Below are 26,951 nucleotides of genomic sequence, written 5' to 3'. Positions count from 1 at the left end.
GGGAAGGGCGCGACCACGGAATTTCGTGGCGGCCGACGCGCCGTCCGGCCCGGGGGCGCGGCGGGCTCAACGTGCCGGTGGACGGCCCGGATCCGCGGGTGGCACGGTCGTCACCGCAGCACCCCGGCCGCGCGTGCGGCGGCCAGCCACTCCGGGAACTCCTCCATCAGCTGGTCGTACAGCACTCCGTCGGGGATGTCGGCCGGGCGCAGGCCGGCCGGGAAGAACCCCGCGTTGTCGACGACGCGCTTCGCCGGCACCGCCAGGTCGTCGAGCTTCCGCAGGAACGTGAACTCGTCGTCGCCGAACCCGATGAACTGCCAGAACAGCGGCAGCCGAGCGGCCTTGCACAGGGTCTGTTCGGCGGCGCGGCGGGAGTTGGGCGACCCGTCGGTCTGGAACACCACGAACGCGGGGTCGTCCGTCCCGGTGCCGAGGTAGTGGTCGATGACCTCGTCCATCGCCGCCGCGTAGTTCGTGGAGCCCATCCGGCCGTACCGCCGGTGCAGCTCATCGATACGGCCCCGGTAGGCGTCGAGGCCGATCTCGGCGGGCTCGTACGCGTCGCTGTCGAAGAACACCGTGGGCACGACACCGTCGTCGTCGAGGTTGGCGGACAGCGCGAGGATCTGCTCGGCGAGGTGCTGGACACTGCCGTCACGGTAGTAGGGGCCCATACTCCGGGAGCGGTCGAGGACGAGGTACACGGCGGCCCGCTGCCCGGCCAGCCCGGCCTTCCTGAGGCTGACGGCAGCGCTCTTGGTGAGGTCGACGAGCCCGGCGGGGATCTTGTCGAGGCTGATCGGCATGTCTGTCTCTTCCTTTCGTCCGGCGCGTCCGGCGCGTCCGGCACGCGGGGTCCTTGGCGCGGCGGCACACCGAAGGCGCCGGGCGCGTCAGCCCGCCTCGGCGGCCTTGCGGTCGACGTACTCGAAGATCGAGCCGTCGGGGTGGACGGCGATCAGGTTGCGGCCCACCGGAGTCGTCACCGGACCGACGATGACCTGCGCGCCGACCCCGGTGAGGACGGTGTGCGCCTCCTCGACGTCCTTGACGGCGATGGTGGCCGTCACCTTGCGCAGGACGTCGATCTCCGATGCCGGCCCGCTCATCAGCAGGAAGCAGCCGACGGCGGCGACCGAGACCCCGCCGCGCTCGAAGCGGAGCGCGGCGCTGCCGGTGAGACGTTCGTAGAACGCCACCGAGGTCTCCAGGTCGTCGACGCAGATGCGCAGCGTGGTTCCCAGGATTTCCATGCCGCACAGGGTAGTTGGTGGAGCCGCCGCCGTGGGGCGCGGGAGCCCGGCCGGTCGCGTGGCGGGGGAGCCGCTCAGGCCCGGCAGAGGATCTCGCCGTGCGGGACCAGGAACCAGGCGTCCTCGGCGGCGCCCCACTCCCGCCACCCCCGCGCCAGCTCCGCCAGCCGCTCGGCCGTGGCGTGGCCGCCGCCGACGGCCAGCCCCGCGTACTCCGACGCGGTCGTCCGGTCCGCCCACAGCCCGCTCCACCAGGCGCGCTCCTCCGGGGTGGCGAAGCACCAGGCGCTCGCCGTCGCGGTGACGGCGTCGTCGTCGAAGCCGGCCTGCCGCGCCCACGACACCAGCCGGCGCCCGGCGTCCGGTTCGCCGCCGTTGGCACGGGCCACCCGGCGGTACAGTTCCTGCCAGTCGTCCAGCACCGGTACGGCGGGGAACCAGGCGAAGGCGGCGTAGTCCGCGTCGCGCACCGCGACCACCCCGCCCGGCCGGCACACCCGGCGCAGCTCGCGCAGCGCCCGTACCGGGTCCCCGACGTGCTGGAGGACCTGATGGGCGTGGACGACGTCGAAGGAGTCGTCGGGGAAGTCCAGCGCGTGGACATCGGCGACCGCGAAGCGGACGTTGTCCACCCCGGCCGAGGCCGCCGCCTCCCGCGCCTTGTCCAGTACGTCACCGGCCGCGTCCACGGCCGTCACCGTCCCCGGGGCCACCCGCGCCGCCAGATCGGCGGTGATGGTCCCCGGTCCGCACCCCACGTCCAGCACGTCCTGGCCGGGGCGCAGTTCGGGGAGGAGGTAGGCGGCCGAGTTGGCGGCGGTGCGCCAGCGGTGCGAGCGCAGCACCGACTCGTGGTGCCCGTGGGTGTAGACAGCGGTCTCTTTCGGCATGGCCGGACTCCCTCTCCGCTCCTGCAAGTGGTCCTGCCACGCTACGCCCGCATGTCGGATGGTGAGACCTGCGTCTTGCCATGTGGTCACCGGCTCTGGGGTGCGCGCCGCCGGACCCGCCCTACAGCAGCGCCTTCGGCCGGTAGACCCGCAGCGCCTCCGCCGCCTTGTCGAGGGTCAACTCCCTCGGTGCCTCGGCGACTTCGCCGTCGAAGGCCAGCGGGGTGCCCGGCGCGATGCCCGCGACGCGCACCCGGCGCATCCGCTCGGCCGCGTGGAAGGGGGAGCGGCTCAGCGGGCCCGCCAGGGCGGCGCCGAGGAGCCGCAGCCCCGGGGTCCGACCGCCGTGGACGATCCGTACGTCCAGCAGCCCGTCGGCCAGATCGCGGCGGTGGCCCGGGGTGGGGCCCATCTGCCCGTAGATGCCGTTCCCGGCGAACAGCAGCCACAGCGAGCGCCGCCGGCCCTCGAACTCGGCGTCCAGCAGATGCCGGCCGCGCAGCACCTTCAGCGCCGCCAGCACCCCGGCGGGCCAGCCGCCGATCCGCGGCGACCAGTGCTCGCGCACCCGTACCAGCTCCGGGTAGACGCCCAGGCTGAAGGTGTTGAGGAAGTGGCCCGGCGTCTTCCCGTCCGGGCCGGGGGTGAAGCGCCCCAGGTCGACCCGGACGGCGTCCCCCTCGGTCACCGCCCTGACCGTGTCGTGGACGTGCTCTATGCCCAGGTCGTACGCGAAGTGGTTCAGCGTGCCGCCGGGGAAGACGGCCAGCGGCAGCCCGTGCCGCACGGCGATCACGGCGGCCCGGTTGACCGTACCGTCGCCGCCGAGGACCCCGAGCGCGCGGCAGTGGGCCGCCGCCTTCTCCAGCTCGCCCTCGACCTCCTCGGGGGCGCACTCCACGACCTCCGCCTCCGGCAGCGCGTCGTGCACCAGGCTCGCCGTGTCCGAGGAACCGGACGCGCGGTTGACCACCACGACCAGATCCCGGCCGCCGGGCAGCGCGGGCGCCTCGGCGTACGGGCGGCCCGGCGAGGGCAGCTGGGCGCGCGTCGGCACCAGCCCGCGCACCGCGAAGGCCGCGCCCACCCCCAGCGCCGCGCCCACCACCACATCGCTCGGATAGTGCACGCCGGTGTAGACGCGGGAGAGCGCCACGGCGGCGGCCACCGGCGCCACCGCCGCGCCCCAGCCCTTCGACTCCAGCGCGACCCCGGTCGCGAAGGCGGCGGCCGAGGCCGCGTGCCCGGACGGGAAGGAGGTGGTGAACGGCTGCCGCTTCAGCTGCCGGATGACCGGGACGACATCGAGCGTCGGCCGCCGCCGCCGTACCGCGTGCTTGCCCACCGTGTTGATGGCCGCCGAGGCGAGCCCCAGCGACACCGCGCCCCGCAGGGCCGCCCGGCGCGACCGCGCGCTCCGGCCGAGCACGGCGATCCCCGCCGCCGCGCCGAACCACAGCAGCCCGTGGTTGGCGCCGCGGCTCAGCCGGGGCAGCACCGGGTCGGCGCCCGGCCAGTGCCGGCCGGCGACGGAGCGGAAGACGCGCTGGTCCCAGGAGTCGAGCAGTGTCGCGAAGGTGTCAGCCATGGCACCCGGCTACCCCGGGGGCGCGAGGTCAAGCGGCGCGGTCCGGGGAGCACGGAGCGGCGAACTTCCGTATAAAGGGCACAAAGGATGGCGAACATCCCCCAAGCCCGATGTGCTCACTGGCTCACGACGGCTCCGGCGCTCCCGCCGGTCCCGCCGGTCCCGACGGGAGGTGTCGCGGTGCGGCCAACGGCAGCCGAGGGCCGCGGCCCCGTACGGTACGGTCCGCCCGCGCCCGGCACCGGACTGCCCGTGCTCCCCGAACTGGCCGAGGTGTGCGCGGCCGCCGCCCGGCACGGCGCGCCCCAGCCGCCCGGCGGCGGCGCGGCCCTGCGGGAGGCGGCCTGCGGCTACTGGTGGCGGCGCGGCCTGCACGGCGGCCCCGACGACATGGTGGCCGCCCCCGGCGCGCAGCCGCTGCTGTTCGCGCTGCTCGCCGCGTACGACGGGGACGTCCTGATGTCCCGGCCCTGCCCCGCCTGGTGGACCCCGCAGGTCCGGCTGCTGGGCCGCCGCGCCTACCACGTGCCCGCCCCGGCGGACGCGGGCGGCGTGCCCGATCCGTTCGCGCTCCTGGAGACGGTGCGCCGGGTACGGGCCGAGGGCGGCGCCCCCGGCGTGCTGCTGCTCTCCCCGGCCGACGACCCGACCGCCACCGTCGCCCCGCCCGAACTGGTCCGCGAGGTGTGCGAGGCGGCCGTCGGGGAGGGGCTGCGCATCGTCAGCGACGAGACCTGGCGCGACACCGTGCACCGGCCGCACGAGACCGTCCTGTTCAGCCCGGCGGAGATGTGGCCCGACGAGGTCGTGGTCGTCGCGGACGCGGCGGGCTCCCTGCTGCCCGCCGGCTGGCCGATGGCCGTCGCCCGCTGTCCCGCCACCCCGGCGGGCGCCGCCCTGCGGGCCAGGACGCTCGATCTGCTCACCGCGCTGGGCGCGACGGTCGCGGGACCGGTCGCGGCGGCCGCCGCGTACGCGCTCGCCGGGCCCGACGCGGTCACGGCCAGGGCTCGGGCCGCCGCCGGGCTGCACGCGCGCGTGGCCGCGGCCGTCCACCGCGCGGTGCTCCTCTCGGGCGCGCTCGCCAGGACCCCGCAGGCCGGCCGCCATCTCTACGCCGACCTCGGGCCGCTGCGCGAGCGGCTGGCGGGCGTGGGGGTCACCGACTCGATGGAGCTGGAGAACCATCTGAGCGGGCGGCTGTCCATGTCCGTACCTGGCGGTCACCGGTTCGGCGACGAACCGGGCGCGCTGCGCGTACGGCTCTCCACCGGGCCGCTGCTCGGCGCGACCCGCGCGCAGCGCCTGGAGTCCCTCACGGCGGCGCGGCCCCTGGAACTGCCGCATGTCGCACGGGCGTTGGACACGCTCGCGGCGGCCTTCGGCGAGCTGAGCTGAAGCCTGCCGAGCTGAAGCCGACTGAGCTGAAGCCGGCCGAGCTGAGGCCGACTGAGCTGAAGCCGGCCGAGCTGAGGCCGCCGGCCCCGCGAGGAGTCACCTCGTACGCGCGGACCGGCGGACGCCCTACGTCCGCTGCTCCTCCGAGCCCGGCCCGCGCAGCCTGCGCCAGAGCGCCGGGGCCGCGCTGAGCACCACCGTCAGGACCACCGCGGCGAGCACCCCCTCCCACGGCTCGGGGAAGAGCGAACCGCCCGCGACCCCGATCAGCATGTACGTCGCCGACCAGGCCAGACACGCCGGCACATCGCCCCGCGCGAACCGGCGCAGCGGCCAGTCCCCGAGCAGACACGCCAGCATCACCGGAATGCGCCCGGCCGGCACCAGCCGGGACAGCACCAGCACCGTCACCCCGTTCTCCCGCAGCTTCGACTGCGCCTGCTCCAGCCGGTCCCGGGGCGCGTGCGCGCGCAGCGCGGTCAGCCAGCGCGAGCCGTTCTTCGAGCCGACCCCGCGCCGGCCCAGCCAGTAGAGGGCCACGTCACCGACGAACGACGCGAACGACGCGACGAGGAATACGTAGAGCATCGAGAGCGGATCGGTCTGGTGGAAGGCGACCACGGCCGCCGAACTCACCACCGCCCCCGTCGGCACCACAGGCACCAGCGCGCCCAGTGCCACCAGCAGGAACACCGACGGATAGGCGACGGCCTGCTGGGTCGACTCCGGCGGCAGCTCCGCCAGCCGCGTGATCAGCCGGTCGATCACGGAGCGGCCTCCGGCGCCACGCTCTCGCCGTGGCCCAGCGGATGGACGGACACCTTGGGCGCGAGCCCGGCCGCCTTCCGCGCGAACTCGTCGCCCGGCCCGTAGAACTCGTGCGGCCTGACCCCGTCCAGACCGATCGGCCAGTACGTGCCGTAGTGCACCGGCACCGCCACGCTCGGCGCCAGCCGGGCCAGCGCCTCGGCCGCGCGCTCCGCGTTCAGATGCCCGGGCCCCAGGTGCGGCCCCCAGCCGCCGACCGGCAGCAGCGCCACATCGACCGGTCCCACGGCCTCCGCCATCCCGTCGAAGAGCCCGGTGTCCCCGGCGAAGTACGTCCGCGACTCGCCGCTGATCACAAAGCCGAGCGCGGGCGAGCGGTGCGGCCCCACCGGCAGCCGCCGGCCGTCGTGGTGGGCGGGCACGGCCCGCACCCGCACCGCCCCGACCTCCACCTCGTCACCGGCCTCGACCTCGGTGATCCGCAGCCCGCCCGGATTCCGGCGCGAGTCGAGCCTCCTGAGCCCCGGGACCGACCACGCGGCGCCGCGCGGCACGAGCAGCCGGGTGCCCGGCGCGAGCCGCGTCAGCGACCGCGGATGGAGATGGTCGGAGTGCAGATGCGAGACGAGCACGACATCGGCGACCGCAGCCTCGGGCGGCGGCAGGGGACCGAGCCGGCGCCGCAGATGCGCCAGCCGGCGCACGAACAGCGGATCGGTCAGCACCCGGACACCGGAGTCCTCGACCGTGCAGGTGGCATGACCCCACCAGGTGATGACAGTTCCCAACCCGACCTCAGCTCCGTCCCGCCCGGGGGCACGCCGCGCACACCCGGGGCTCGATCTCCGCCTTCAGCGTACGGGGGTGTCCATGGGGGCGTGCGAGATGTGGCTCAGGCGGGCGCGATGCGCCCGGGCGCGCCCCCGTGCCCACCTCCCGCGCGCCTGCCCGCCGGGTCCGGGAGCGGGTTAGGGTCGCCCGGACGGGACGGACGGGGGCGTCGGGACCGTGGGATCGGGGAGTCGTGGGGGACCGGCATGGGTGAGGTACGTGTGGCCGTGATCGCCAGTCATACCCCGCTGGAGGAACTCGACAGCGACCCCTTCCTCGTCGACACCCGGGGCCAGCACGACATGTGCGCGCGCTGGGCCGAGGCCCAGGGGTACGCCGTCACCCGGCAGCTGCTGCTCTACGGGCTGCGCCCCGACCACCGGGGGCTGTGGCTCGATGTCGAGGCGGGGCTGGTGGACGTCTTCGTCGCGGCCGGGGACCGGGTGCTGGAGCGGGCGTTCACCTCGGCGTCCGACTTCGCGGCGGAGTGCGAGCGCAGGGGCGTACGGCTGGAGACCGTCGGCCTGGACGAGCCGCGCTACGACGCCGCGATGAAGGCCGAGGTCCACCGCCGCCTCTCGATCCCGATGGCCGGCTACCGGGGCCGCTGAGCGGCATCGAGGACCGGTACGCGTCTTTATCACGGCCGCCGGTCCCGCACCACCCCCCGGGGTCCGTCCGCCGCGCTGTGCGAGGCTGGGGCGGAGCCCGTGAACGGTACGGGCGCGGACATGAGGTGAGGGGAACGTGCTCAAGGGGCGATGGCGTACGACAGGCAGCGCCCTGCTGCGGATCATCACCGTGTGGGCGGTCTCCACGCTCACCATGCTGCTGCTCGCCGCGGTCCTGCCCGACTTCCACCTCCAGTCGGAGGACGGGGACAGCGTCACCAGGACCGCCCTGACCGCCGCCTGGGGCGCGGGGGCGTTCGGTCTGCTGAGCGCGCTGGTCTGGCCCGTGCTCGTCCGGGCGCTGCTGCTGGTGCCCGCGCTCGTCCTCGGCCTGCTGGTGTTCTTCCTCAACGGCTCACTGCTGCTGATAGCGCTGCGGCTGATCCCCGACGGCCGGGGCGCGGCCGATCCGCAGACCGCGGTGGTGGTCGCGGCCGTGATGTCCGCCGTCGCCTCGGCGACCTCCACGGCGCTCGCGGTCGGTGACGACGGCGCCTACCGGCGCAGGCTCTCGCGCCTCGCCGTCCGGCGGCGCCGCCGGACCGGCGAGGACGGCCGGCACGGCGGGCTGCCCGGCACGGTCTTCCTCCAGCTCGACGGGGTCGGGCACCGGGTGCTCCAGGACGCCGTCGCCGACGGGCTGATGCCCCGTCTCGCGAGCTGGCTCGGCGAGAGCCCCACCGGGAAGAACTCCACCGGGAAGAACTCCACCGGGAAGAGCCCCGCCGGGAAGAGCCGCGGGACGTGCGCCGACGACCCGGAGCCCGGCCCGCCGCCGACCCACCGGCTGGTGCCCTGGCGCACCGACTGGTCCAGCCAGACCGGCGCCAGCCAGCTGGGCATCCTGCACGGCTCCAACCACGACGTGCCCGCGTTCCGCTGGTACGAGAAGGACACCGGCCGGATCATGGTCAGCAACCGGCCCGCCAGCGCCGCCCGGCTCCAGCGCCGGGCCATCGAGCGCACCGGCGACGGCGGTCTGCTCACCTTCGACGGCGCCAGCCGCGGCAACCTCTTCACCGGCGGCGCCGACCAGCTCGCCCTGGTGCTCTCCATCGCCGCCCGGCGCGGCAGGGCCAACCGCTCGCGCGCCGGGTACTTCGCCTACTTCTCCGACCCGGCCAACGCCGTCCGTACGGTCGTCTCCTTCGTCGCCGACGTCGGCCGCGAGATCGGCCAGTCCGTCCGGGCCCGGCTGCGCGGCGACCGGCCGCGGGTCGGCCGGGGCGGGCTCTACCCGTTCATCCGGGCCTTCGCGACCGTCGTCGAGCGGGACGTGGTGGTCACGGCGGTCATCGGGGACATGCTCGCCGGACGCACCGCCGTCTACGCCGACCTCGTCGCCTACGACGAGGTGGCCCACCACTCGGGACCGCACAGCCGCGACGCGGCGCAGGTCCTGGCGCGTCTGGACCGCTCGGTCGGCCTGATCGCCAAGGCCGCCGAACACGCCCCGCGCGGCTACCGGATCGTGCTGCTCTCCGACCACGGCCAGAGCCCCGGCGAGACCTTCGAGGCCGCCTACGGACTCACCCTCAAGGACCTCGTCAGAGCGGGCTGCGGACTGCCCGTGCCACGCCGGGCCCAGCGCACCAGGAGCGGCGCCGAGGCCCGCGACGCCGCCCGCCACGCCGTACTGAGCGCCCTGCACCGGCCGGAGCCGGAGGGCGCGGAGGAGGAGCCGGCGCCCTCCGGCTCCGACCCGGTCGTGCTCGCCTCAGGGAACCTCGCCCTGATCTCGTTCCCCGACGTACCGGAGCGGATGAGCCGCGAGCACATCGACCGGCGCCACCCGGCGCTGCTGCGCACCCTCGCCAGCCATCCTGGCATCGGCTTCCTGCTGGTGCGCAGCGAGGAGCACGGCTCGGTGGTGCTCGGTCCCGGCGGGGCCGAGGTGCCGGTCTCCGAACTGACCGACGACGGGCCGCTGGCCGGTATGGGGCCCGGCGCTGCCGACGCCGTACGGCGCACCGACGGCTTCCCGCACGTCGCGGACATCATGGTCAACTCGATGTACGACCCGCAGACGGGCCGGGTGCACGCCTTCGAGGAGCAGATCGGTTCGCACGGCGGGCTCGGCGGCGAACAGGCGTTGCCGTTCCTGATGTCACCGCTGACGCTCTCCGCGCCGGTGCCGGACGGCGCGGAACTGGTCGGCGCCGAGCAGGTGCACCAGGTGCTCGGACGCTGGCTACGCGAGGCCGGCGGCCCCCAAGTACCGCTGGACGGACCCGAAGCGCGGTCCGTGCCGGGGGCCGGATGCGGGTCGCATATGCGCACTACGGTGGCACGAACCGCCGAGGACGAGCTGGACACGGCGTGATCCCCGTCCCCCGTGCGGGCTGTTTCCGCCGGTAGCAGGTCGGGGCGGGGTGCATACCTGGGCAGGTCAGGCATGTCCAGGAGGTCGTGCCCATGCGCCGTACCGTGCTCGCTGTTCCCCGTGGCGCCGCCGCGGCAGCCGCTCACGCCGCCGCGACGCGCCGGGGCGTGCTGATCCTCCTGCTGGTGCTGGCCGCCTTCCTGGGCATGGCGCTCGAACCCTGCGCGGCTGCGGTACGGGGCACGCCGCCGCCTCCGCCCCTTGCGGGATCCCGTGATCCCGCGGGCGAGGTGCAGCAGGACACGGCCGAGACGGAACAGGCCACGCCCGCCAGGATCCAGCGGGCGGGCAGGGCCAAGGTGGAGCCCCCGGCGCCGCTCGGCTCCCGTGCCATGGAACCCGCCCCGTACACCGTGCGCTGCGGCTCCGCGCTGACCCCGCGCGTGCCCGCTTCCTCGCGCTGCGACGTGCTGCGCTGCTGACAGGTCCGACGCACCGTCAGCAGTCCCTTCAGCACCGCATCGACGCACCGTGAGGACACCGCCATGCCCGTTGATCTCTTCGCCGCGCTCAGCGCCATGATCCGTGCCGAGGCCGCACGTGCCGACGAGTCGGCCTCCCGTCTCCGGGCCGTGGGCCCGGGGGGCTCGGGACCGGACGGCAAACCCGTCGCCGCCGCCGCCTCGACCGCCTCTTCCGGGAGCGCGGAACCGGAGCGCGCCGAGCGCCCCGGCCGCGAGGACCGGAGGTAACCGCACCCCGCTGAGAGCCGGTCGCGCCCGCGCGGACGCGACCGGCTCTCTCAGGAGCTGTTGTCCCACTCCCGCGCCGGGGCCGTGCTCTCCCGCTCGATCAGCCGGGGGAGCGGCACTTGTACGGTGCGGGCCCCGCCGCCGTCGAGCAGCGCGGCCAGTTCCCCGGCGGCGAGCCTGCCGAAGGCCACCGGGTCCCGGGAGAGCGCCGTCAGCCACGGGCGCACCAGCCGGCACAGCGCCGAGTCCTCCCAGGAGACGATCGAGACATCGGCGGGCACCGAGAGCCCCAGCCCCGTCGTGACCGCCGCCCCGGCCGCCGCCATCACATCGTTGTCGTAGATCAGCGCGGTCGGCGGGCGGGGCCCCTCCAGCACCCGGCGGGTGACCTCGCCGCCCTGGGTGTCGGAGTAGTCGGTGGTCAGTGAACGCACTTCGGAGAGCCCGTACCGGCCGGCCTCGCTCCGCAGCGACCTGATGCGCCGTTCGGTGTGGGCGAGCGAGGGCAGCCCCGCGATGTGCGCGATCCGGCGGTGGCCCAGCTCGTGCAGCCGGCCGACGACGGCGGCCATGGCGCCCGCGTCGTCGGCCCGTACCTGCGACAGACCGCGATGCGGCTCGCCCGCCCCGTCGTCGTCCCCGGTCCCGTCGCCCTCCCGGCCGGGCAGCGCGCCGATGACGACGGCGGGAAGTCCCAGCTCATCGAGGAGGCCGGGCCGCGGGTCGTCGGTCCTGGGGTCCACCACGAGGACCCCGTCGACCCGGTGCTCGGCCCACCACCGGCGGTAGACCGCGCATTCGGCCTCCACGTCCTCCACCACCTGGAAGAGCAGCCCGAGTTGGCGATCTGACAGGATCTCCTGGATGCCGGAGATCAGTTGGAGAAAGAACGAGTCCACCCCGAGGGTCGCCGCGGGCCTGGCCAGTACCAGGCCGACCGTGGCGGAGCCCTCGCCGGAGAGCGCGCGGGCCGCCGTGCTGGGCCGCCAGCCCAGCTGTTCGGCGACCCGGCGCACCCGGTCGCGGGTCACCTCGGAGACGCCGGGACGGTCGTTGAGCGCGAAGGACACGGCGCTCTCCGAGACCCCGGCGCGCTGGGCGATGTCCTTCATCGTCGGGCGGCGCGCGGGGGTGCGCCTGGCCGCCGGAGCGTTCTTGGCCGACGGTCGGTTCGCTGCCACCCGTGTACCTCTCCACAGGGGTGCCGCGGGCTCCTCCGGTCCGGCCGGACGAGCCAGGTGGACCCCGGACTAATGCGCTTGAGCACAAGCATCCTAAAGCGCATTAGTCCCCACTGCAAGAAAGGCAATTTTGAGGCTCTGACCTGCTGAGTTGTCGGTCAGATCCAACTTTGCCGCAAAGATTCTGTTGACTTTCCGACCACTACATTGCAAGGTCTGCTGGACATCAGTGACCGGAGGCTCGCTCCCCCGGCCCGCAGTCCGCACGCCTGGTCCGAGCGAAGGAGCCGTTTCACCGTGCGTATCTCCCGCAGAGCAGTAGCCATCGCCGCTGTTCTCGCCACTGTTCTGCCTCTCAGCGCCTGCGGAGGATCCGACAGCGAGTCCTCCGACGCCTCCGGCGCGGTCAAGGGCAAGATCACCTTCCAGACCTGGAACCTCCAGGCGAACTTCAAGGACTACTTCAACGGAGTCATCAAGGACTTCGAGAAGAAGTACCCCGACACCGAGGTGAAGTGGGTCGACAGACCGGCCGAGGGCTACGCGGACAAGCTCAGCGCGGACGCCGCCGGCGGCACGCTGCCCGACGTCGTCAATGTCTCCCCCGACCTGGTGACCCCGCTGGCGAAGGCCGGACTCGCGCTCGACCTGGACAAGGACAAGACCTCGTCCGCGTTCAGCGAGGAGTATCTGCCGGGCGCCTGGAAGAGCCACCAGATACCGGGCATGGAAGGCACGTACGGCTTCCCCTGGTACCTGAACACCGGTCCGACCTTCTACAACAAGCGTCTCTTCAGCGAGGCCGGCCTCGACCCCGAGAAGCCGCCGACGACCTACGACCAGCTCTTCACGGACGGTCTCAAGCTCGCCAAGCAGACCGACGGCAAGGTCGCCACCCTCGCCCAGGTGCCCACCATCGAGGACTTCGGCCGCTACGGCGTCCAGTTGATGAACAAGGAAGGCACCGGATTCGCCTTCAACGACGCCAAGGGCGTCGAACTGCTCACCAACTACAAGAAGATGTTCGACAGCAAGGCGCTCGACCCGCAGGCCCTCACCGCGACGCCCGAGAGCGCCGGCACCAAGTTCCTCACCGAGTCCGTCGCCATGAACCCGGGCAGCGCGTTCGACCTGGACAACTTCAAGAAGAACGCCCCGAACCTCTACAAGAACATCGGGATCACGGACCAGATCAGCAGCACCGGCAAGGTCAACATGTACGTCATGGGCGTCATGGTCAACGCGAAGACCAAGCAGAAGCCCGCCGCGGTGGCCTTCGCCCACTTCGTCACCGACGCGACCCGCCAGATGTCCTTCGCCAAGCAGGTCGCCATCTTCCCGAGCACCAAGGGATCCCTGGACGACCCGTACTTCACCAAGGAGGACGGCACGGACGAGACCCGGGTCCGGATCGCCGCCGCCAAGTCCCTGAAGAAGGCCGAGAACTACACGCCTGTCCTGTTCAGCGAGCAGATGAAGACCGAGCTGCGCAACCAGGTGGCGAAGGCGCTCCAGGGTAAGCAGAGCCCCCAGGAGGCGCTCGACCAGGCCGTGAAGGCCTGCGACCGCCTCCTCCAGCAGAGCTGAGAGCCGAGCCCCGCACCATGACAAGCTCCACCGCCCCCAGGGCACTTCCCCCGGACCCCGCGGTGGCGGGGCCCACGCTCCGGAGCTCCGGCTCCGGGCGTGGGCCCCGCGGCGGGACCCTCCGCGGGATCAGGCGCCAACTGCCCATCAGTCCCTGGCTGTTCGCAGCCCCCGGACTGCTGGTGATCGGCGCCTTCAGTCTCTACCCCTTCTTCAGTACCCTCATCAACTCCTTCACCGACAAGCGGACCCTGATACCCGGGAAGTACGTCGGCCTCGCCAACTTCCGTGAGCTGCTGCACGACGAGATGTTCTGGATCGGGCTGCGCAACAGCACGCTCTACATCATCGGCGTCGTCCCCGCCCTGGTCCTGCTGCCGCTCCTGCTGGCCATGCTCGTCCAGCGGCACATCCCCGGCATCTCCTTCTTCCGCTCCGCCTTCTACACCCCGGTGGTCGCCTCGATCGTCGTGGTCGGGCTGATCTGGGTGTGGCTGCTGGACGACCGGGGCCTGGTCAACTCGCTGCTGGAGGCGGTGGGGATCGGCCGGATCGGCTTCCTCAGCGACCAGTGGCTGCTGCTGTTCAGCGCGATGGCCGTCACGGTCTGGAAGGGCCTCGGCTACTACATGATCATCTATCTGGCCGCGCTGGCGAACGTACCGCGCGAGCTGCACGAGGCCGCCGCGGTGGACGGCGCCGGAGCGATCCGGCGGTTCGTCACCGTCACCGTACCCGCCGTCCGTTCCACGATGGTGCTGGTCGGCGCGCTCTCCTCGGTCGCCGCCTTCAAGGTGTTCTCCGAGGTCTATCTGATGGCCGGCCCCAGCGGTGGCCCGGCCGGCGAGGACACCACCCTGGTGATGCTCGTCCAGCGGGTCGGCACCGGGCTGAGCGGCCGGGTCGGCTACGCCTCCGCCATCTCCGTGGTCGTCTTCTGCGTCACGGTCGCCCTGATGCTGCTGGTGCTGCGCGCCGACCGCAAGGAGGACGCGTGAGCATCCTGAAGGTCACCGACGCCGAGGGCCGCCGTGTCGCGCCCTGGCAACTGGTGCTGCGCTACGCCCTGCTGCTCGCCGTACTGGCCCTGATGATCGGTCCGTTCCTCTGGCAGCTGTCCACCTCGCTCAAGGGCCAGACGGAGGACATCTACAGCTCCCCGCCGTCGTTCTTCCCGAGCGATCCGACGCTGCACAGCTACACCCGGATCGCTGAGGTCATCCCGGTCTGGGAGTACGCGTTCAACTCGGTCAAGGTGGCCACTGCCAACGTTGTCACCAACTGTGTGGGCGCGGCGCTGGCCGGGTACGCGCTGGCCCGGCTGCGCTACCGGGGGCGCCGGGCGGCGACGCTCGCGTTCATCCTCGCGATGCTCGTCCCCGTCGAGGGCATCATCATCGCCCAGTTCACCACCATGCGGGACCTCGGTCTCAACAACACCCTCCTCGGGGTGCTGCTGCCCGGGTCCATCGGCGCCATGAACGTCCTGCTGATGCGCAACGCCTTCCTCAACCTGCCGCAGGAGATCGAGGAAGCGGCCTTCGTGGACGGTGCCAATGTCTGGCAGCGGTTCCTGCGGATCGCGCTGCCCGCCGTCAAGGGGACCATCGCGGTGGTCGCGATCTTCTCCTTCATGGGCGCCTGGGACGACTTCCTCTGGCCGCTGATCGTCCTGAGCGATCCGGAGAACTTCACCCTGACCATCGGGCTGAACTATCTGCACGGCACCTTCGCGCAGAACCCCCGGCTCGTCGCCGCCGGCACCATCATCGCCGTGGCGCCGCTCATCGTGCTCTTCGCCTGCCTCCAGAAGTACTTCTTCCGGGGCGTCGGCGAGGGCGCTGTCAAGGGCTGACCCACCGCACACCCACACCCCCCGCACGTCAGCCGCAAGAAACAGGAACGCTGCCCGTATGAGCTTCTCCGCACCGCGCTTCGGCGTGAACTACACGCCCAGCCAGGGCTGGTTCCACCACTGGCTGGACTTCGACCTGGACGACGTGCGCGCCGATCTGGACTCCATCGCCGGGCTCGGTCTCGACCACATCCGGGTCTTCCCGCTCTGGCCGCTCTTCCAGCCCAACCGCACCCTGATCAGGCCCCGCGCCGTCGAACAGCTGGTCCAGCTCGCGGACGCCGCCGCCGAACGCGGACTGGACGTCAATGTCGACGGGCTCCAGGGCCATCTGTCCAGCTTCGACTTCCTGCCCGCGTGGACGCAGACATGGCACCGGCGCAACCTCTTCACTGACAACGATGTCGTCGCCGGGCAGGCCGAGTACCTCCGTACGCTCGCCGCCGCGCTCGCCGACCGGCCGAACTTCATCGGCATGACCATCGGCAACGAGATCAACCAGTTCTCCGGGCCGCCGCACCCCGACCCCGACCGCATCACCCCCGCGCAGGCGGACGCGTGGCTGCGGCGGCTGCTGGACGCGTGCGAGGAGGGGGCGCCCGGCAAGCTCCATCTGCACGCCGAGTACGACGCCGCCTGGTACCTGGACGACCACCCCTTCACCCCGGCGCAGGCGGCCCGGCTCGGCGGGGTCACCGCCGTGCACTCCTGGGTGTTCAACGGCACCGCCCAGCGGCACGGCCCCACCGGCACGGCCACCGAACACCACGCCGCGTACATGATCGAGCTGGCCAAGGCGTGGGCGCGCGAACCGCACCGCCCGGTCTGGCTCCAGGAGGTCGGCGCCCCGGCGCCGCTGATCGCGCCCGAGCACGCCGCCGCGTTCACCGAGGCGACCGTCGCGAACGCGCTGGACTGCGCGGACGTCTGGGGCGTCACCTGGTGGTGCTCGCACGACGTGTCGCGCACACTCGCCGACTTCCCCGAGCTGGAGTACAGCCTCGGACTGCTCACCAACGACCGCAAGGTCAAACCGGCCGGAGAGGCCATCGCCCGGATCGTCGAGGACTGGCGCGGCGGGCAGTACGCGCCCGCGCCCCGTACCACCGCGCTCGCCGTCGACATCGGCGACGACGCGACCGGGCCCGCCCGGTCCACCTGCGCCCCCGGCGGGGCGTTCTTCGAGGCGTTCGCCCGGCTCACCGAGGCGGGCGTACGGCCCGCGGCGGTCCTGGCGAGCAGGGCCGGGGACCAGGACCATCTCGCCGCCCGTGGTATCACCGAAGTGGTCCACCCGGACCAGGTTCCGTAACCCGACGGCCGTCGGCCCGTACCCCCGTACCCGTACACCGCACCCATACGTACCTCCGCACTTCAGGAGCACCCGCATGCACGATGACCGCAGCCTCGTCGAAGGCCGTCTCAAGCGTGTCCTCGACGAGCGCGTCCGGCCCGCCGTCTACCCCGAATCCATCCCGCTGGACGTCGCCGTCTGGAACGCGCCCGGCGAACCCGTACCCGTGGCGGAGGGGCTCGCCGGACCGGTCGAACCGGTCGCGGTCGGCGACCGGTGGGGCGCTCCCTGGGGCACCTGCTGGTTCCGGGTCTCCGGCACCGTCCCCGAGACGTGGGCGGGCCGTACCGTCGAGGCGATCCTCGACCTCGGCTTCGACGAGAACATGCCGGGATTCCAGTGCGAGGGCCTGGTCTACCGGCCCGACGGCACCCCGGTGAAGGGCCTCAACCCGCGCAACCAGTGGGTGCGGATCGGCGAGCCCGTCGCAGGCGGCGAAGAGGTCCTGCTGCACATCGAGGCCGCTTCCAACCCCGTCATCCTGGACTACCACCCCTTCCTGCCCACGCGGCTCGGGGACAAGGAGACGGCGGGCAGCGAGCCGCAGTACACCCTGGCCCGGATGGACCTCGCGGTCTTCGACCGGACCGTCTGGGAGCTGATCCAGGACTTCGAGGTGCTCGGCGAGCTGATGGCCGAACTGCCCGTCGAGGGCGCCCGCCGCTGGGAGATCCTGCGCGCCATCAGCCGCGCGCTGGACGTCATCGACCTCCAGGATGTGGGCGGCACCGCCGCCGCGGCCCGCGAGCAGCTCGCCGGGGCGCTCGCCAGCCCCGCGCCCGCCACCTCCCACCGCATCAGCGCGGTCGGCCACGCGCACATCGACTCCGCCTGGCTGTGGCCCCTGCGCGAGACGGTCCGCAAGGTCGCCCGGACGACGGCCAACATGACGGCGCTGCTGGAGGACGAGCCCGAGTTCGTCTTCGCGATGTCGCAGGCGCAGCAGTTCGCCTGGATCAAGGAGCACCGGCCCGAGGTCTACGCCAAGGTCAAGAAGGCCGTGGCGGAGGGCCGCTTCGTGCCGGCCGGCGGGATGTGGGTCGAGTCCGACACCAACATGCCGGGCTCCGAGGCGATGGCCCGCCAGTTCGTGCACGGCAAGCGGTTCTTCCTCGACGAGTTCGGCATCGAGAACGACGAGGCGTGGCTGCCGGACACCTTCGGCTTCGCCGCCGGACTGCCGCAGATCATCAAGGCCGCCGGGTCCAAGTGGCTGCTCACCCAGAAGATCTCCTGGTCCACGATCAACAAGTTCCCGCACCACACGTTCAACTGGGAAGGCATCGACGGCACCCGGATCTTCACGCACTTCCCGCCCGTCGACACCTACAACTGCTCCATGACGGGCGAGCAGATGGCCCACGCGGCCAAGAACTTCAAGGAGAAGGGCGTCGCCCGCCACTCCCTCGCGCCGACCGGCTGGGGCGACGGCGGCGGCGGTACGACCCGCGAGATGATCGCCAAGTCGGCGCGGCTGAAGGACCTCGAAGGCTCCGCCACCGTCGAGTGGGAGGCGCCCGGCGCGTTCTTCGCGAAGGCCGAGGCGGAGTACCCGAACCCGCCGGTCTGGGTCGGCGAGCTGTACCTGGAGCTGCACCGCGCCACGCTCACCAGCCAGGCGAAGACCAAGCAGGGCAACCGCCGCAGCGAACACCTGCTGCGCGAGGCCGAGTTGTGGGCCGCCACCGCCGCCGTACGGACCGGCGCGGCCTACCCGTACGAGGACCTCGACCGGATCTGGAAGACGGTGCTGCTGCACCAGTTCCACGACATCCTGCCCGGCTCCTCGATCGCCTGGGTGCACCGCGAGGCCGCGAAGACCTACGAGGGCCTCGCCACCGAGCTGAACGGCATCATCGACTCCGCCCAGCGCGCCCTGGCCGGTGACGCCGCCGGCTCCACCGACCTGGTCTTCAACTCCGCCCCGCACACCCGCGGCGGCGTCCCGGCCGGCGCCGCCGGACCGGCCGGCGCGGCCGCCGGCGTGGAGCTGTCGCCGCGCGAGGGCGGCGGGTACGTGCTGAGCAACGGGCTGCTGGAGGTCGAGATCGACGGCCGCGGCCTGGTGGTCTCGGCGTACGACATCAGCGCGGAGCGCGAGACGGTCGCACCGGGCGAGGCCGCCAACCTGCTCCAGATCCACCCCGACTTCCCCAACCAGTGGGACGCCTGGGACGTGGACGAGTTCTACCGCAACACCGTCACCGACCTCACGGACCTCGACGAACTCACCCCGGTGGAGGGCGGCGTCCGTGTCGTCCGCTCCTTCGGCGACTCGCGCGTCACCCAGCTGCTGACGCTCACGCCCGGAGCCAAGCGGCTCGACATCGACACCGAGGTCGACTGGCACGAGACCGAGAAGTTCCTCAAGGCGGCCTTCCCGCTCGACGTCCACGCCGAGCGGTACGCCTCGGAGACCCAGTTCGGCCACGTGTACCGCGCCACCCACACCAACACCAGCTGGGAGGCGGCCAAGTTCGAGGCGTGCAACCACCGCTTCGTCCACCTGGAGGAGCCCGGCTGGGGCGTCGCGCTGGTCAACGACTCGACGTACGGACACGACGTGACCCGTACGGTCCGCGCCGCCGACGGCGGCACGACCACCACCGTACGCGTCTCCCTGCTGCGCGCCCCGCGCTTCCCCGACCCGGAGACCGACCAGGGCGTCCACCGCTTCCGGCACGCCCTGGCCCCCGGCGCCGCGATCGGGGACGCGGTCCGCGAGGGCTACCGGGTCAACCTGCCCGAGCGCCGGATCACCGGAGCGGCCGCCGAGGTGGCCCCGCTGGTGAGCGTCGACAACGACGCCGTCGTGATCAGCGCGGTCAAGCTCGCCGACGACGGCAGCGGGGATCTGGTCGTCCGGTTCTACGAGTCGACCGGCGGCCGGGCGAAGGCCCGCGTCGACCTCGGCTTCGAGGCCACCGGGCTGGCCGTGACCGACCTGCTGGAGCGCCCGCTGGCGGACACGGAGCCCCCGGTGCTCGACGGCGGGACGGTCGGGCTCTCGCTGCGCCCGTTCGAGCTGATCACCCTGCGGCTGCCGCGCGGCTGACGGTCCGCCGCCGAGGGACAGGAGGCGGGCGCCCCGGATCCGGGGCGCCCGCCTCCCGGCGTGCGACCGCCCTCACTTGCTCAGCACGTTCGCCCCGATGATGAACAGCCCGAGCAGCATGTCCACCCCGCCGACCCGGCACGCCGCCGCCCGGCCGCGTCCCGCCACGCGCGCGGCCCAGAAGCCCCAGCCGAACAGGGCGAGCGTGTTGAGGGCCAGCGCGACATCGATCGCCGCCCCCTCGCCCCACCACCCGGCGTGCGACCCGAGCAGCGCGGCCACCGTCGGCAGGACCGCGGCCAGCAGCGGCCACTCGGCGAGCACGGACCGTACGGTACCGGCGGTGACCGCCGTCTTCTCCGTCGTCTGACGGGCGATCGTATGGGCGTAGCCGTGGGCGGCCGCCGACGCCAGGGCCGCCAGCAGCACCCACACCGCGTCGTAACCGGGGGCGTCCGGGCCGGCTTCGTGGTCCAGGGCCGCCGCCAGCGCGCTGGCCAGGACCGTGCCGTAGACACCGCCGAACAGCAGCCGTTGCAGGTGTGCGGCGCGCTCGGCACGCCCGTCGTGATCGCGCAAGGTACGCCTCCCGAGGCGAACGAATCATTCCGCTTCGAGAGATGTAACAGCACACACGGCGGATCCCCGGGCAACGACGCCGTACGCGCCGTCCCCGGGGATCCGCCCTCCTGACAGAACTTCCGGACTTCCGGACCGGGCGGTCCGCTCACTCCTCGACGAGCATCCCCGAGCGCAGCCGCGCGATGATGCGGTTCAGCAGCCGCGACACATGCATCTGCGAGACGCCCAGCTCGGCGCCGATCTGCGACTGGGTCATCTCCCGGCCGAAGCGCATCTCCACGATGCCGCGCTCGCGCTCGTCCAGCTGCTCCAGCAGCGGGGCCAGCGCGTGCAGGTTCTCGACCTTCTCCATGGCGGGGTCCGCCTCGCCCAGCACATCGGCGAAGGTGCGGCCGCCGCCGCTCGTCGCGCCCTCGTCACCGGTGGGCATGTCCAGGGAGCCCGCCGTGTAGCCGTTGGTGGCGACCAGGCCCTCGACGACCTCTTCCTCCGTGATGCCGAGCAGCTCGGCGAGCTCCTTGACGGTCGGATCCCGGTCCAGGCTCGTGGCCAGGTGCTCCTTGGCCTTCGCCAGCTCGACGCGCAGCTCCTGAAGGCGGCGCGGAACATGGACGGCCCAGCTGGTGTCGCGGAAGAAACGCTTGATCTCACCGACGATGTAGGGGATCGCGAAGGAGGTGAACTCGACTTCGCGGGAGAGGTCGAAGCGGTCGATGGCCTTGATCAGACCGATCGTGCCGACCTGGAGGATGTCCTCCATGTCGCCGCCGCCCCGGTTGCGGAACCGGCCCGCGGCGAACCGGACGAGCGACTGGTTCATCTCGATGAGCGTGTTGCGCGCGTACTGGTAGTCGTGCGTGCCCTCTTCGAGCACCTGGAGCTGGTCGAAGAACAGCTTCGAGAGTGCTCGCGCGTCCTTCGGCGCGATGTTGCCCGGGTCCTCGATATACGGCAGTTCGTCGACACGTGTTGTCGAACCACAGGTCAGGACGCCCTCCGCCTGCTCCACTTGGGCAGCACGCACAGTTGTGGTCGTCATGACTTCACTCCTCCATCGCGGTGGACCGTTCAAGGTGAGCTTCTGCCCCCCTTTCGCCGTCCCATGCGCGATGCACGCGTCGGATTCCGAAATTCCGGTCTCCGCGCCCACCCCCCCGCCCGGCACGGCGGCCCGTCGCCGCGCGGGGGACACCGTATCGTCGGCCGCGTCGCTGCCCGTACCCGGAAGGAGCCCCGGCCATGGTCGCCGAACCGCTGTCGCAGAACGAGGCCGAGGAGCGGCTGCGGCCGTTGTCCGGCTGGTCGCTCCAGGACGGGCGCGTCACCCGCACCTACCGTCTGGGCACGCACTTCGCCGCCGTCGCCATGGTCGTGCACATCGGCCAGATCCAGGAGGAGCTGAACCATCACTCCGAGCTGACCCTCGGCTACAGCACCGTCTCCCTCGCCGTCTCCACCCATGACGCGGGCGGCGCCGTCACCGGGCTGGACATCGCGCTGGCCGAGCGCGTCGAGTCGATCGCCGGGGCGCACGGCGCGCGTTGACCCGGCGCCGGGCGGCGCCGGGTCGGTGCGGCGGACGGATCAGTGCGGCGCCCGGATCAGTTGACGTCCGCCGGGTGGGAGCCGATGCGCCGGCCCTCGTCGAGCGCGGCGAACGCCGCCAGGTCGTCGGCGTCCAGCTCGAAGCCGAAGACGTCGATGTTCTCCTGGATCCGCGACGGCGTCACGGACTTGGGAATCACCACGTTCCCCAGCTGGAGGTGCCAGCGCAGCACCACCTGCGCGGGGGTGCGCTCGTGCTTGCGGGCGATCGCCACGACGGTCGGGACCTCCAGCAGGCCCTTGCCCTGGCCCAGCGGCGACCAGGCCTCGGTGAGGATGGAGCGCTCCGCGTGGAAGGCGCGCGACTCGGCCTGCTGGAGCTGCGGGTGCAGCTCGATCTGGTTGACGGCGGGGACCACGGAGGTCTCGCCGAGCAGCCGCTCCAGGTGCTCGGGCAGGAAGTTCGAGACGCCGATGGCCTTGGCGCGGCCGTCGGCGAGGATCTTCTCGAACGCCTTGTACGTGTCGACGTACGTGTCCGCGGCCGGCTTCGGCCAGTGGATGAGATACAGGTCGACGTAGTCGAGGCCGAGCTTCTCCAGCGACACGTCGAAGGCGCGCAGCGTCGAGTCGTACCCCTGATCGCCGTTCCACAGCTTCGTGGTGACGAAGAGGTCCTCCCGCGCTATCGCGGACTGCGCGAGGGCCTTGCCCGTGCCCTCTTCGTTGCCGTAGATGGCGGCGGTGTCGATGCTGCGGTACCCGGCCTCCAGCGCGGTGGCGACCGCCTTCGTCGCCTCGTCGTCGGGCACCTGCCAGACGCCGAAGCCGAGCTGGGGCATCGTGGTGCCGTTGTTGAGAGTGAGGGTGGGGACCTTGCTCACGAGCGGTCGATCCTAACGTCGTCGGTTGCTTCTCGGTGGTCCAACGATCTCAGGGGCGGACGGATTCCCCGTCACCCCCACCGTCATCGTTTCCCCCGGGGCCCCAGGACAATGCGTCCGCACCACGCGTCATCGGTAGAGCGCGTCGACCTCGACGCTGTACGCCTCCTCTATCGCCCGGCGCTTCAGCTTCAAGGACGGTGTCAGCAGCCCGTGTTCCTCGCTGAACGGATGGGCCAGGATCCGGAAGGTACGGATCGACTCGGCCTGGGACACCGCCGTGTTCGCGGCCACCACCGCGCGTCTGATCTCCTTCTCCAGCTCCCGGTCCCGCACCAGCTCCATGGGGGAGAGCGGCGGCTTGCCCCGGATGGCGAGCCAGTGCTCCACGGCCTCCGGGTCCACGGTGACCAGCGCCGCGATGTACGGCCGGTCGTTGCCGACGACGATGCACTGGGCCACCAGCGGATGCGTCCGCACCCGCTCCTCCAGCGCCATGGGCGCCACGCTCTTGCCGCCCGAGGTCACCAGGATCTCCTTCTTCCGCCCGGTGAGCGTGAGATAGCCGTCCTCGTCCAGCACCCCGAGATCGCCGGTGGCCAGCCAGCCGTCGCGCAGCACCGCGCGGGTGGCCCCCGGGTCGTTGAGATAGCCGGAGAACACCTGGCCGCCGCGCAGCCACACCTCGCCGTCGGCCGCGATACGCACCGAGGTGCCCGGGATCGGCTGCCCGACCGTGCCGTACCGGGCGAGCCCGGGGGGATTGGCGGTGGCCGCCGCGCTGGTCTCGGTCAGCCCGTACCCCTCGTACACGGTGACGCCGGCGCCGGCGAAGAACAGCCCGAGCCGCCGGTCCATCGCGCTGCCGCCGGACATGGCGTGCCGGACCCTGCCTCCCAGCGCGTCGCGCACCTTGCCGTAGACGGCCTTCTCGAAGAACTGATGGCGCATCCGCAGCCCGGCCGAGGGGCCGGGACCGAGGCCGAACACGCGCTGCTCCACGGCCTCCGCGTAGCGCACCGCGACCTCCACCGCCTTGTCGAAGGCCGGTGCCCTGCCGTCCGTCTCGGCCTTGCGCCGCGCCGCGTGGTAGACCTTCTCGAATACGTACGGCACGGCCAGCACGAAGCTCGGCCGGAACGCCGCCAGATCGGGCAGCAGCGCGCTCGCCCGCAGGACGGGCTGGTGGCCCAGCTTGACCCGGCCCCGGATCGCCGCGATCTCGATCATCCGCCCGAAGACGTGCGAGAGCGGCAGGAAGAGCAGCGTGGACGCCTCGGCGCCGAGGTCGCCCCGGAAGACCGGCTCCCAGCGCTCCAGGACCGTATCGGCCTCGAACATGAAGTGGGAGTGGGTGATCACGCAGCCCTTGGGACGGCCGGTGGTGCCCGAGGTGTAGATCACCGTGGCGACGGAGTCCGGTGTGACGGCCCTGCGGTGCCGGTGCACCGTCTCGTCGTCCAGCCCCGCGCCCGCGGCGAACAGCTCGTCCAGGGCGCCGACGTCCAGCTGCCAGAGGCGTTTGAGCCGGGGCAGCCGGTCTATCACCGAGCCGACGGTCATCGCGTGGTCCCCGTGCTCGACCAGACAGGCCGAGACCTCCGCGTCGTGCAGGATCCAGTGGACCTGCTCGGCCGAGGACGTCGGATAGACCGGTACGGGCTGGGCGCCGACGGTCCACAGCGCGAAATCGAAGAGCGTCCACTCGTAGCGGGTACGGGACATGATCGCGACCCGGTCGCCGAACCGCACGCCGTGCGCCAGCAGCCCCTTGGCCAGCGCGAGGACCTCGTCACGGAATCCGGCCGAGGTCACGTCGTGCCAGCGGCCGGCCTCGTCCTTGCGGCCGAGCGCGACCCTGCCGGGATCGGAGCGGGCATGATCGAAGACCGCGTCAGCGAGCCCGCCCACGTGGGGGGCGGCCGGCAGAGGGGGGACGGTGAACTCGCGCAATGACTCGCTCCTTGTGGCGCTCCGCACAGCGCCGGTGACGGTACCCCACTGCCCGATCCGGTGGGAGTGCGTCCGTATAACTGGTACGAAATTCGTATCACCCCAGGTCAGCGCGGGATCGACGACAGGTGCCCGGGGGGTCGGCGAGGGTCGGGGAGACCATCAGACCCCGGAGTAACCGCACCTGGCGGGAATCTCCACCGAATCCGTGCACATCGGTCACCGACGTTCTACGGCGACGCGCGCTCGGGTGTGCGGCGCCGCGCTTACGCGTCCGCCCGGCGGTGCAGCCGGTCGCCGCCGGCCAGGATCGCGGCGGCCAGCGCGTCCGCCGCCGCCCGGGTCGCCTCGCGGCCGGGCCGCGCGCCGCCGGTGGCCGGAGCGCCGTGCTCCCGGTCGGCGTGCAGCAGGACGAAGTCCACCGCGCCCAGCTCCGGCAGGTGCTTCGCCCGCAGCGGCACCAGCCCCGGCGGGATCAGCCCCCGGGTGTGGGCCATCACGCCGAGCCCCGCGCGGGCCGCCGCGATCAGCCCGCTCAGGCTGCCGCTCGTGCACGCGACGCGCCAGGGCCTGCCGTGCGCCTCCAGCACCTCCAGCGCGCGGGCCCGGGTGAGCGCGGGCGGCGGGAAGGCGATCAGCGGAACCGGCCGGTCGGGGTCCAGCCGCAGGTGCGGGGCTCCGATCCAGGCCAGGGTGGACTGCCAGACCAGCCGGCCGTGGGTGTCGCCGGGACGGCGCTTGGCCAGCACCAGATCGAGCAGCCCCGTCGCCAGCCGCTCGTGCAGGATGCCCGACAGCTCCACGGTCAGTTCGAGATCGATCTCCGGGTGGTCGTGCCGGAAGGACTCCAGGATCTCCGGCAGCCGGGTCAGGACGAAGTCCTCGGAGGCGCCGAACCGCAGCCGGCCGCGCAGCCGGGTACCGCCGAAGAACGCCGCCGCCCGGTCGTGCGCCGCCAGGATCGACCGGGCGAAACCGAGCATGGCCTCGCCGTCCTCGGTCAGCTCCACGCTGTGCGTGTCCCGGGTGAACAGCGGCCGTCCCGTCGCGTCCTCAAGACGCCGCACGTGCTGGCTCACCGTGGACTGGCGCAGCCCGAGCCGGCGGGCCGCCTGCGTGAAGCTGAGCGTCTGGGCCACGGCGAGGAAGGTGCGCAACTGTCCCGGGTCGTACATCCCACCAGGCTACGGCGTTATCGCGGAACGCGATGACAGTGAGAGCGGTATACGGGATTCCCGATCAAGTCGAACAGGTGGACCATGGGGAGGCGCGATCCGCGGCCACCGCGCGATCCGCACTCCAGAGCCGTAACGACCGCCCGGCCCGCACCGCCGGACAGCAGCCAGTAGTGGAGCACATGAACCGCCGCACGACTTCCGCACCGCCCGAGCCCTCCGCCGCGCCCGGGCCCTCCTCGCCGCCACCGCGGCCGCCGCGCCGGCTCCGCCTGCCGTCCTGGCTGCCCGTCGACCCGTACGTACTGGCGCTCCTCGCGACCGTCGGCCTCGCCTCGCTCCTGCCGGTCTCCGGCGGCGCGGCGGAGGTCGCGAGCGGCGCGTCGACCGGCGCGGTGGGGCTGCTGTTCTTCCTGTACGGCGCGCGGCTGTCCACCGGCGAGGTGGTCGAGGGGCTCAAGCACTGGCGACTCCATGTCACCGTCCTCGCCTGCACGTTCGTGGTCTTCCCGCTGCTGGGGCTGGCCACGGCCGGCCTCGTGCCGTACGTCCTGACCCCGCAGCTCCAGGCCGGGGTCCTCTTCCTGTGCCTGGTGCCCTCGACGGTCCAGTCCTCCATCGCCTTCACCTCGATCGCCCGGGGCAATGTGCCCGCAGCGATCTGCGCGGGCTCCTTCTCCAGCCTCATCGGCATCGTGATCACCCCGCTGCTCGCGGCGCTGCTCATCGGCGGCGGGACCGTCGGCGTCTCGGTGGACTCGCTCCTGCGGATCGTGGCCCAGCTGCTGCTGCCCTTCCTCGCGGGCCAGTTGCTGCGGCGCTGGATCGTCGGGTTCCTCGCCCGGCATAAGCGGGTCCTCGGCCTGGTCGACCGGGGGTCGGTGCTGCTGGTCGTCTACACCGCCTTCAGTGAAGGTGTGGTCACGGGCATCTGGCACCAGGTGACCCCCGTCCGGCTCGCGGGACTGCTGGCCGTGGAGGCCGTCCTGCTCGCGGCGATGCTCGCCGCCACCTGGTACGGCGGCAAGCGGCTCGGCTTCGACCGGGGCGACCGGATCGCCATCCAGTTCGCCGGGTCGAAGAAGAGCCTGGCGGCGGGGCTGCCGATGGCGACCGTCCTGTTCGGGGCGGGCGCGAGCCTCGCGGTGCTGCCGCTGATGCTCTTCCATCAGATGCAGCTGATGGTGTGCGCGGTGATCGCCAAGCGCCGGTCGCGCGACGAGGAGCCGGACGCCGCCGAGCGGGCCGGGAGCCCGGACGCGGTGGCCGCCGGGGCGGCGGCCCGTACGGCCTGAGTGCGGCG

24 protein-coding genes are annotated in these 26,951 nt (G+C 72.5%); 12 read left to right on the top strand and 12 right to left on the bottom strand.

What is annotated here, in order from left to right:
* Positions 1-110: 110 nt before the first annotated feature.
* From OG627_RS05390 to OG627_RS05375, 4 genes are all read right to left on the bottom strand, one after another.
* Entirely contained in the window at positions 111-809 is a 699-nt protein-coding gene (locus OG627_RS05390) for a VWA domain-containing protein (RefSeq protein WP_329061947.1), read from the bottom strand.
* A gap of 87 nt (positions 810-896) precedes the next feature.
* A complete protein-coding gene (locus OG627_RS05385; RefSeq protein WP_329061944.1) occupies positions 897-1,256 on the bottom strand; it encodes a VOC family protein in 360 nt (119 codons plus the stop codon).
* 74 nt (positions 1,257-1,330) lie between these two features.
* Positions 1,331-2,146 (bottom strand): class I SAM-dependent methyltransferase, encoded by an 816-nt coding sequence (locus OG627_RS05380; protein WP_329061942.1) that lies wholly within the window; start codon positions 2,144-2,146, stop codon positions 1,331-1,333.
* Positions 2,147-2,267: 121 nt separating this feature from the next.
* On the bottom strand, positions 2,268-3,734 hold the full coding sequence (locus OG627_RS05375) for a bifunctional phosphatase PAP2/diacylglycerol kinase family protein (protein ID WP_329061940.1): 1,467 nt from the start codon (positions 3,732-3,734) through the stop codon (positions 2,268-2,270).
* A gap of 180 nt (positions 3,735-3,914) precedes the next feature.
* Here OG627_RS05375 and OG627_RS05370 point away from each other — a divergent pair, with 180 nt between their 5' ends.
* Positions 3,915-5,132 carry an aminotransferase class I/II-fold pyridoxal phosphate-dependent enzyme gene (locus OG627_RS05370; RefSeq protein WP_329061938.1) on the top strand — a complete coding sequence of 406 codons (1,218 nt, stop codon included), beginning with the start codon at positions 3,915-3,917 and terminating at the stop codon, positions 5,130-5,132.
* Between the two features lie 126 nt (positions 5,133-5,258).
* Here the strand turns inward: OG627_RS05370 and OG627_RS05365 are convergent, their stop codons facing one another.
* On the bottom strand, positions 5,259-5,900 hold the full coding sequence (locus tag OG627_RS05365) for a DedA family protein (RefSeq protein ID WP_329061936.1): 642 nt from the start codon (positions 5,898-5,900) through the stop codon (positions 5,259-5,261).
* Positions 5,897-6,688 carry an MBL fold metallo-hydrolase gene (locus tag OG627_RS05360; RefSeq protein ID WP_329061934.1) on the bottom strand — a complete coding sequence of 264 codons (792 nt, stop codon included), beginning with the start codon at positions 6,686-6,688 and terminating at the stop codon, positions 5,897-5,899. The genes OG627_RS05365 and OG627_RS05360 overlap by 4 nt, the downstream gene beginning before the upstream one ends.
* A 249-nt stretch (positions 6,689-6,937) precedes the next feature.
* Between OG627_RS05360 and OG627_RS05355 the strand changes: the two genes are divergently transcribed.
* From OG627_RS05355 to OG627_RS05340, 4 genes are all read left to right on the top strand, one after another.
* The gene (locus OG627_RS05355; protein WP_329061932.1) at positions 6,938-7,342 is read left to right on the top strand and encodes a hypothetical protein; all 405 of its coding nucleotides are present in this window, start codon (positions 6,938-6,940) and stop codon (positions 7,340-7,342) included.
* A gap of 136 nt (positions 7,343-7,478) precedes the next feature.
* Positions 7,479-9,725 (top strand): phage holin family protein, encoded by a 2,247-nt coding sequence (locus OG627_RS05350; RefSeq protein WP_329061931.1) that lies wholly within the window; start codon positions 7,479-7,481, stop codon positions 9,723-9,725.
* A 92-nt stretch (positions 9,726-9,817) separates the two neighbouring features.
* Positions 9,818-10,207: a hypothetical protein gene (locus OG627_RS05345; protein WP_329061930.1), complete on the top strand. Its 390-nt coding sequence runs from the start codon at positions 9,818-9,820 to the stop codon at positions 10,205-10,207.
* Positions 10,208-10,270: 63 nt separating this feature from the next.
* Positions 10,271-10,477, top strand: coding sequence for a hypothetical protein (locus OG627_RS05340; RefSeq protein ID WP_329061928.1), 207 nt, complete (start codon positions 10,271-10,273; stop codon positions 10,475-10,477).
* 50 nt (positions 10,478-10,527) lie between these two features.
* Here the strand turns inward: OG627_RS05340 and OG627_RS05335 are convergent, their stop codons facing one another.
* Positions 10,528-11,589 (bottom strand): LacI family DNA-binding transcriptional regulator, encoded by a 1,062-nt coding sequence (locus OG627_RS05335; protein WP_329072375.1) that lies wholly within the window; start codon positions 11,587-11,589, stop codon positions 10,528-10,530.
* A gap of 366 nt (positions 11,590-11,955) precedes the next feature.
* Between OG627_RS05335 and OG627_RS05330 the strand changes: the two genes are divergently transcribed.
* The 5 genes from OG627_RS05330 to OG627_RS05310 all read left to right on the top strand — a co-directional run bounded on the left by OG627_RS05330 (position 11,956) and on the right by OG627_RS05310 (position 19,509).
* Positions 11,956-13,245, top strand: coding sequence for an ABC transporter substrate-binding protein (locus OG627_RS05330; RefSeq protein WP_329061926.1), 1,290 nt, complete (start codon positions 11,956-11,958; stop codon positions 13,243-13,245).
* Between the two features lie 17 nt (positions 13,246-13,262).
* Positions 13,263-14,243, top strand: coding sequence for a carbohydrate ABC transporter permease (locus tag OG627_RS05325; protein WP_443073418.1), 981 nt, complete (start codon positions 13,263-13,265; stop codon positions 14,241-14,243).
* On the top strand, positions 14,240-15,100 hold the full coding sequence (locus tag OG627_RS05320; protein ID WP_329061924.1) for a carbohydrate ABC transporter permease: 861 nt from the start codon (positions 14,240-14,242) through the stop codon (positions 15,098-15,100). Before OG627_RS05325 ends, OG627_RS05320 begins: the two co-directional genes overlap by 4 nt.
* 58 nt (positions 15,101-15,158) lie before the next feature.
* The gene (locus OG627_RS05315) at positions 15,159-16,412 is read left to right on the top strand and encodes a glycoside hydrolase 5 family protein (RefSeq protein ID WP_329061921.1); all 1,254 of its coding nucleotides are present in this window, start codon (positions 15,159-15,161) and stop codon (positions 16,410-16,412) included.
* A 76-nt stretch (positions 16,413-16,488) separates the two neighbouring features.
* A complete protein-coding gene (locus tag OG627_RS05310; RefSeq protein ID WP_329061919.1) occupies positions 16,489-19,509 on the top strand; it encodes an alpha-mannosidase in 3,021 nt (1,006 codons plus the stop codon).
* A gap of 72 nt (positions 19,510-19,581) precedes the next feature.
* Here the strand turns inward: OG627_RS05310 and OG627_RS05305 are convergent, their stop codons facing one another.
* A complete protein-coding gene (locus OG627_RS05305; RefSeq protein WP_329061917.1) occupies positions 19,582-20,088 on the bottom strand; it encodes a hypothetical protein in 507 nt (168 codons plus the stop codon).
* 148 nt (positions 20,089-20,236) lie between these two features.
* Positions 20,237-21,130 carry an RNA polymerase sigma factor SigF gene (locus OG627_RS05300; RefSeq protein ID WP_329061915.1) on the bottom strand — a complete coding sequence of 298 codons (894 nt, stop codon included), beginning with the start codon at positions 21,128-21,130 and terminating at the stop codon, positions 20,237-20,239.
* Positions 21,131-21,330: 200 nt separating this feature from the next.
* On the opposite strand from OG627_RS05300, the gene OG627_RS05295 reads away from it, so the two are divergent.
* Positions 21,331-21,636, top strand: a complete 306-nt coding sequence (locus tag OG627_RS05295) for a 4a-hydroxytetrahydrobiopterin dehydratase (protein ID WP_329061913.1) — start codon at positions 21,331-21,333, stop codon at positions 21,634-21,636.
* 56 nt (positions 21,637-21,692) lie between these two features.
* On the opposite strand, the gene OG627_RS05290 is transcribed toward OG627_RS05295, so the two are convergent.
* The 3 genes from OG627_RS05290 to OG627_RS05280 form a co-directional block, all read right to left on the bottom strand.
* A complete protein-coding gene (locus OG627_RS05290) occupies positions 21,693-22,520 on the bottom strand; it encodes an aldo/keto reductase (protein ID WP_329061911.1) in 828 nt (275 codons plus the stop codon).
* A gap of 129 nt (positions 22,521-22,649) precedes the next feature.
* Positions 22,650-24,473 carry an AMP-dependent synthetase/ligase gene (locus tag OG627_RS05285; RefSeq protein WP_329061909.1) on the bottom strand — a complete coding sequence of 608 codons (1,824 nt, stop codon included), beginning with the start codon at positions 24,471-24,473 and terminating at the stop codon, positions 22,650-22,652.
* 266 nt (positions 24,474-24,739) lie between these two features.
* Positions 24,740-25,648 carry a LysR substrate-binding domain-containing protein gene (locus OG627_RS05280; protein WP_329061907.1) on the bottom strand — a complete coding sequence of 303 codons (909 nt, stop codon included), beginning with the start codon at positions 25,646-25,648 and terminating at the stop codon, positions 24,740-24,742.
* Between the two features lie 182 nt (positions 25,649-25,830).
* Here OG627_RS05280 and OG627_RS05275 point away from each other — a divergent pair, with 182 nt between their 5' ends.
* Complete coding sequence (locus tag OG627_RS05275) at positions 25,831-26,943, top strand: bile acid:sodium symporter family protein (protein WP_329061905.1); 1,113 nt, start codon at positions 25,831-25,833, stop codon at positions 26,941-26,943.
* Positions 26,944-26,951 lie beyond the last annotated feature (8 nt).

This window comes from Streptomyces sp. NBC_01429 (assembly GCF_036231945.1).
Classification (GTDB): domain Bacteria; phylum Actinomycetota; class Actinomycetes; order Streptomycetales; family Streptomycetaceae; genus Streptomyces.
Note: the sequence above shows the minus strand (reverse complement) of the source record. Positions and strands in the feature narration are given on the sequence as shown.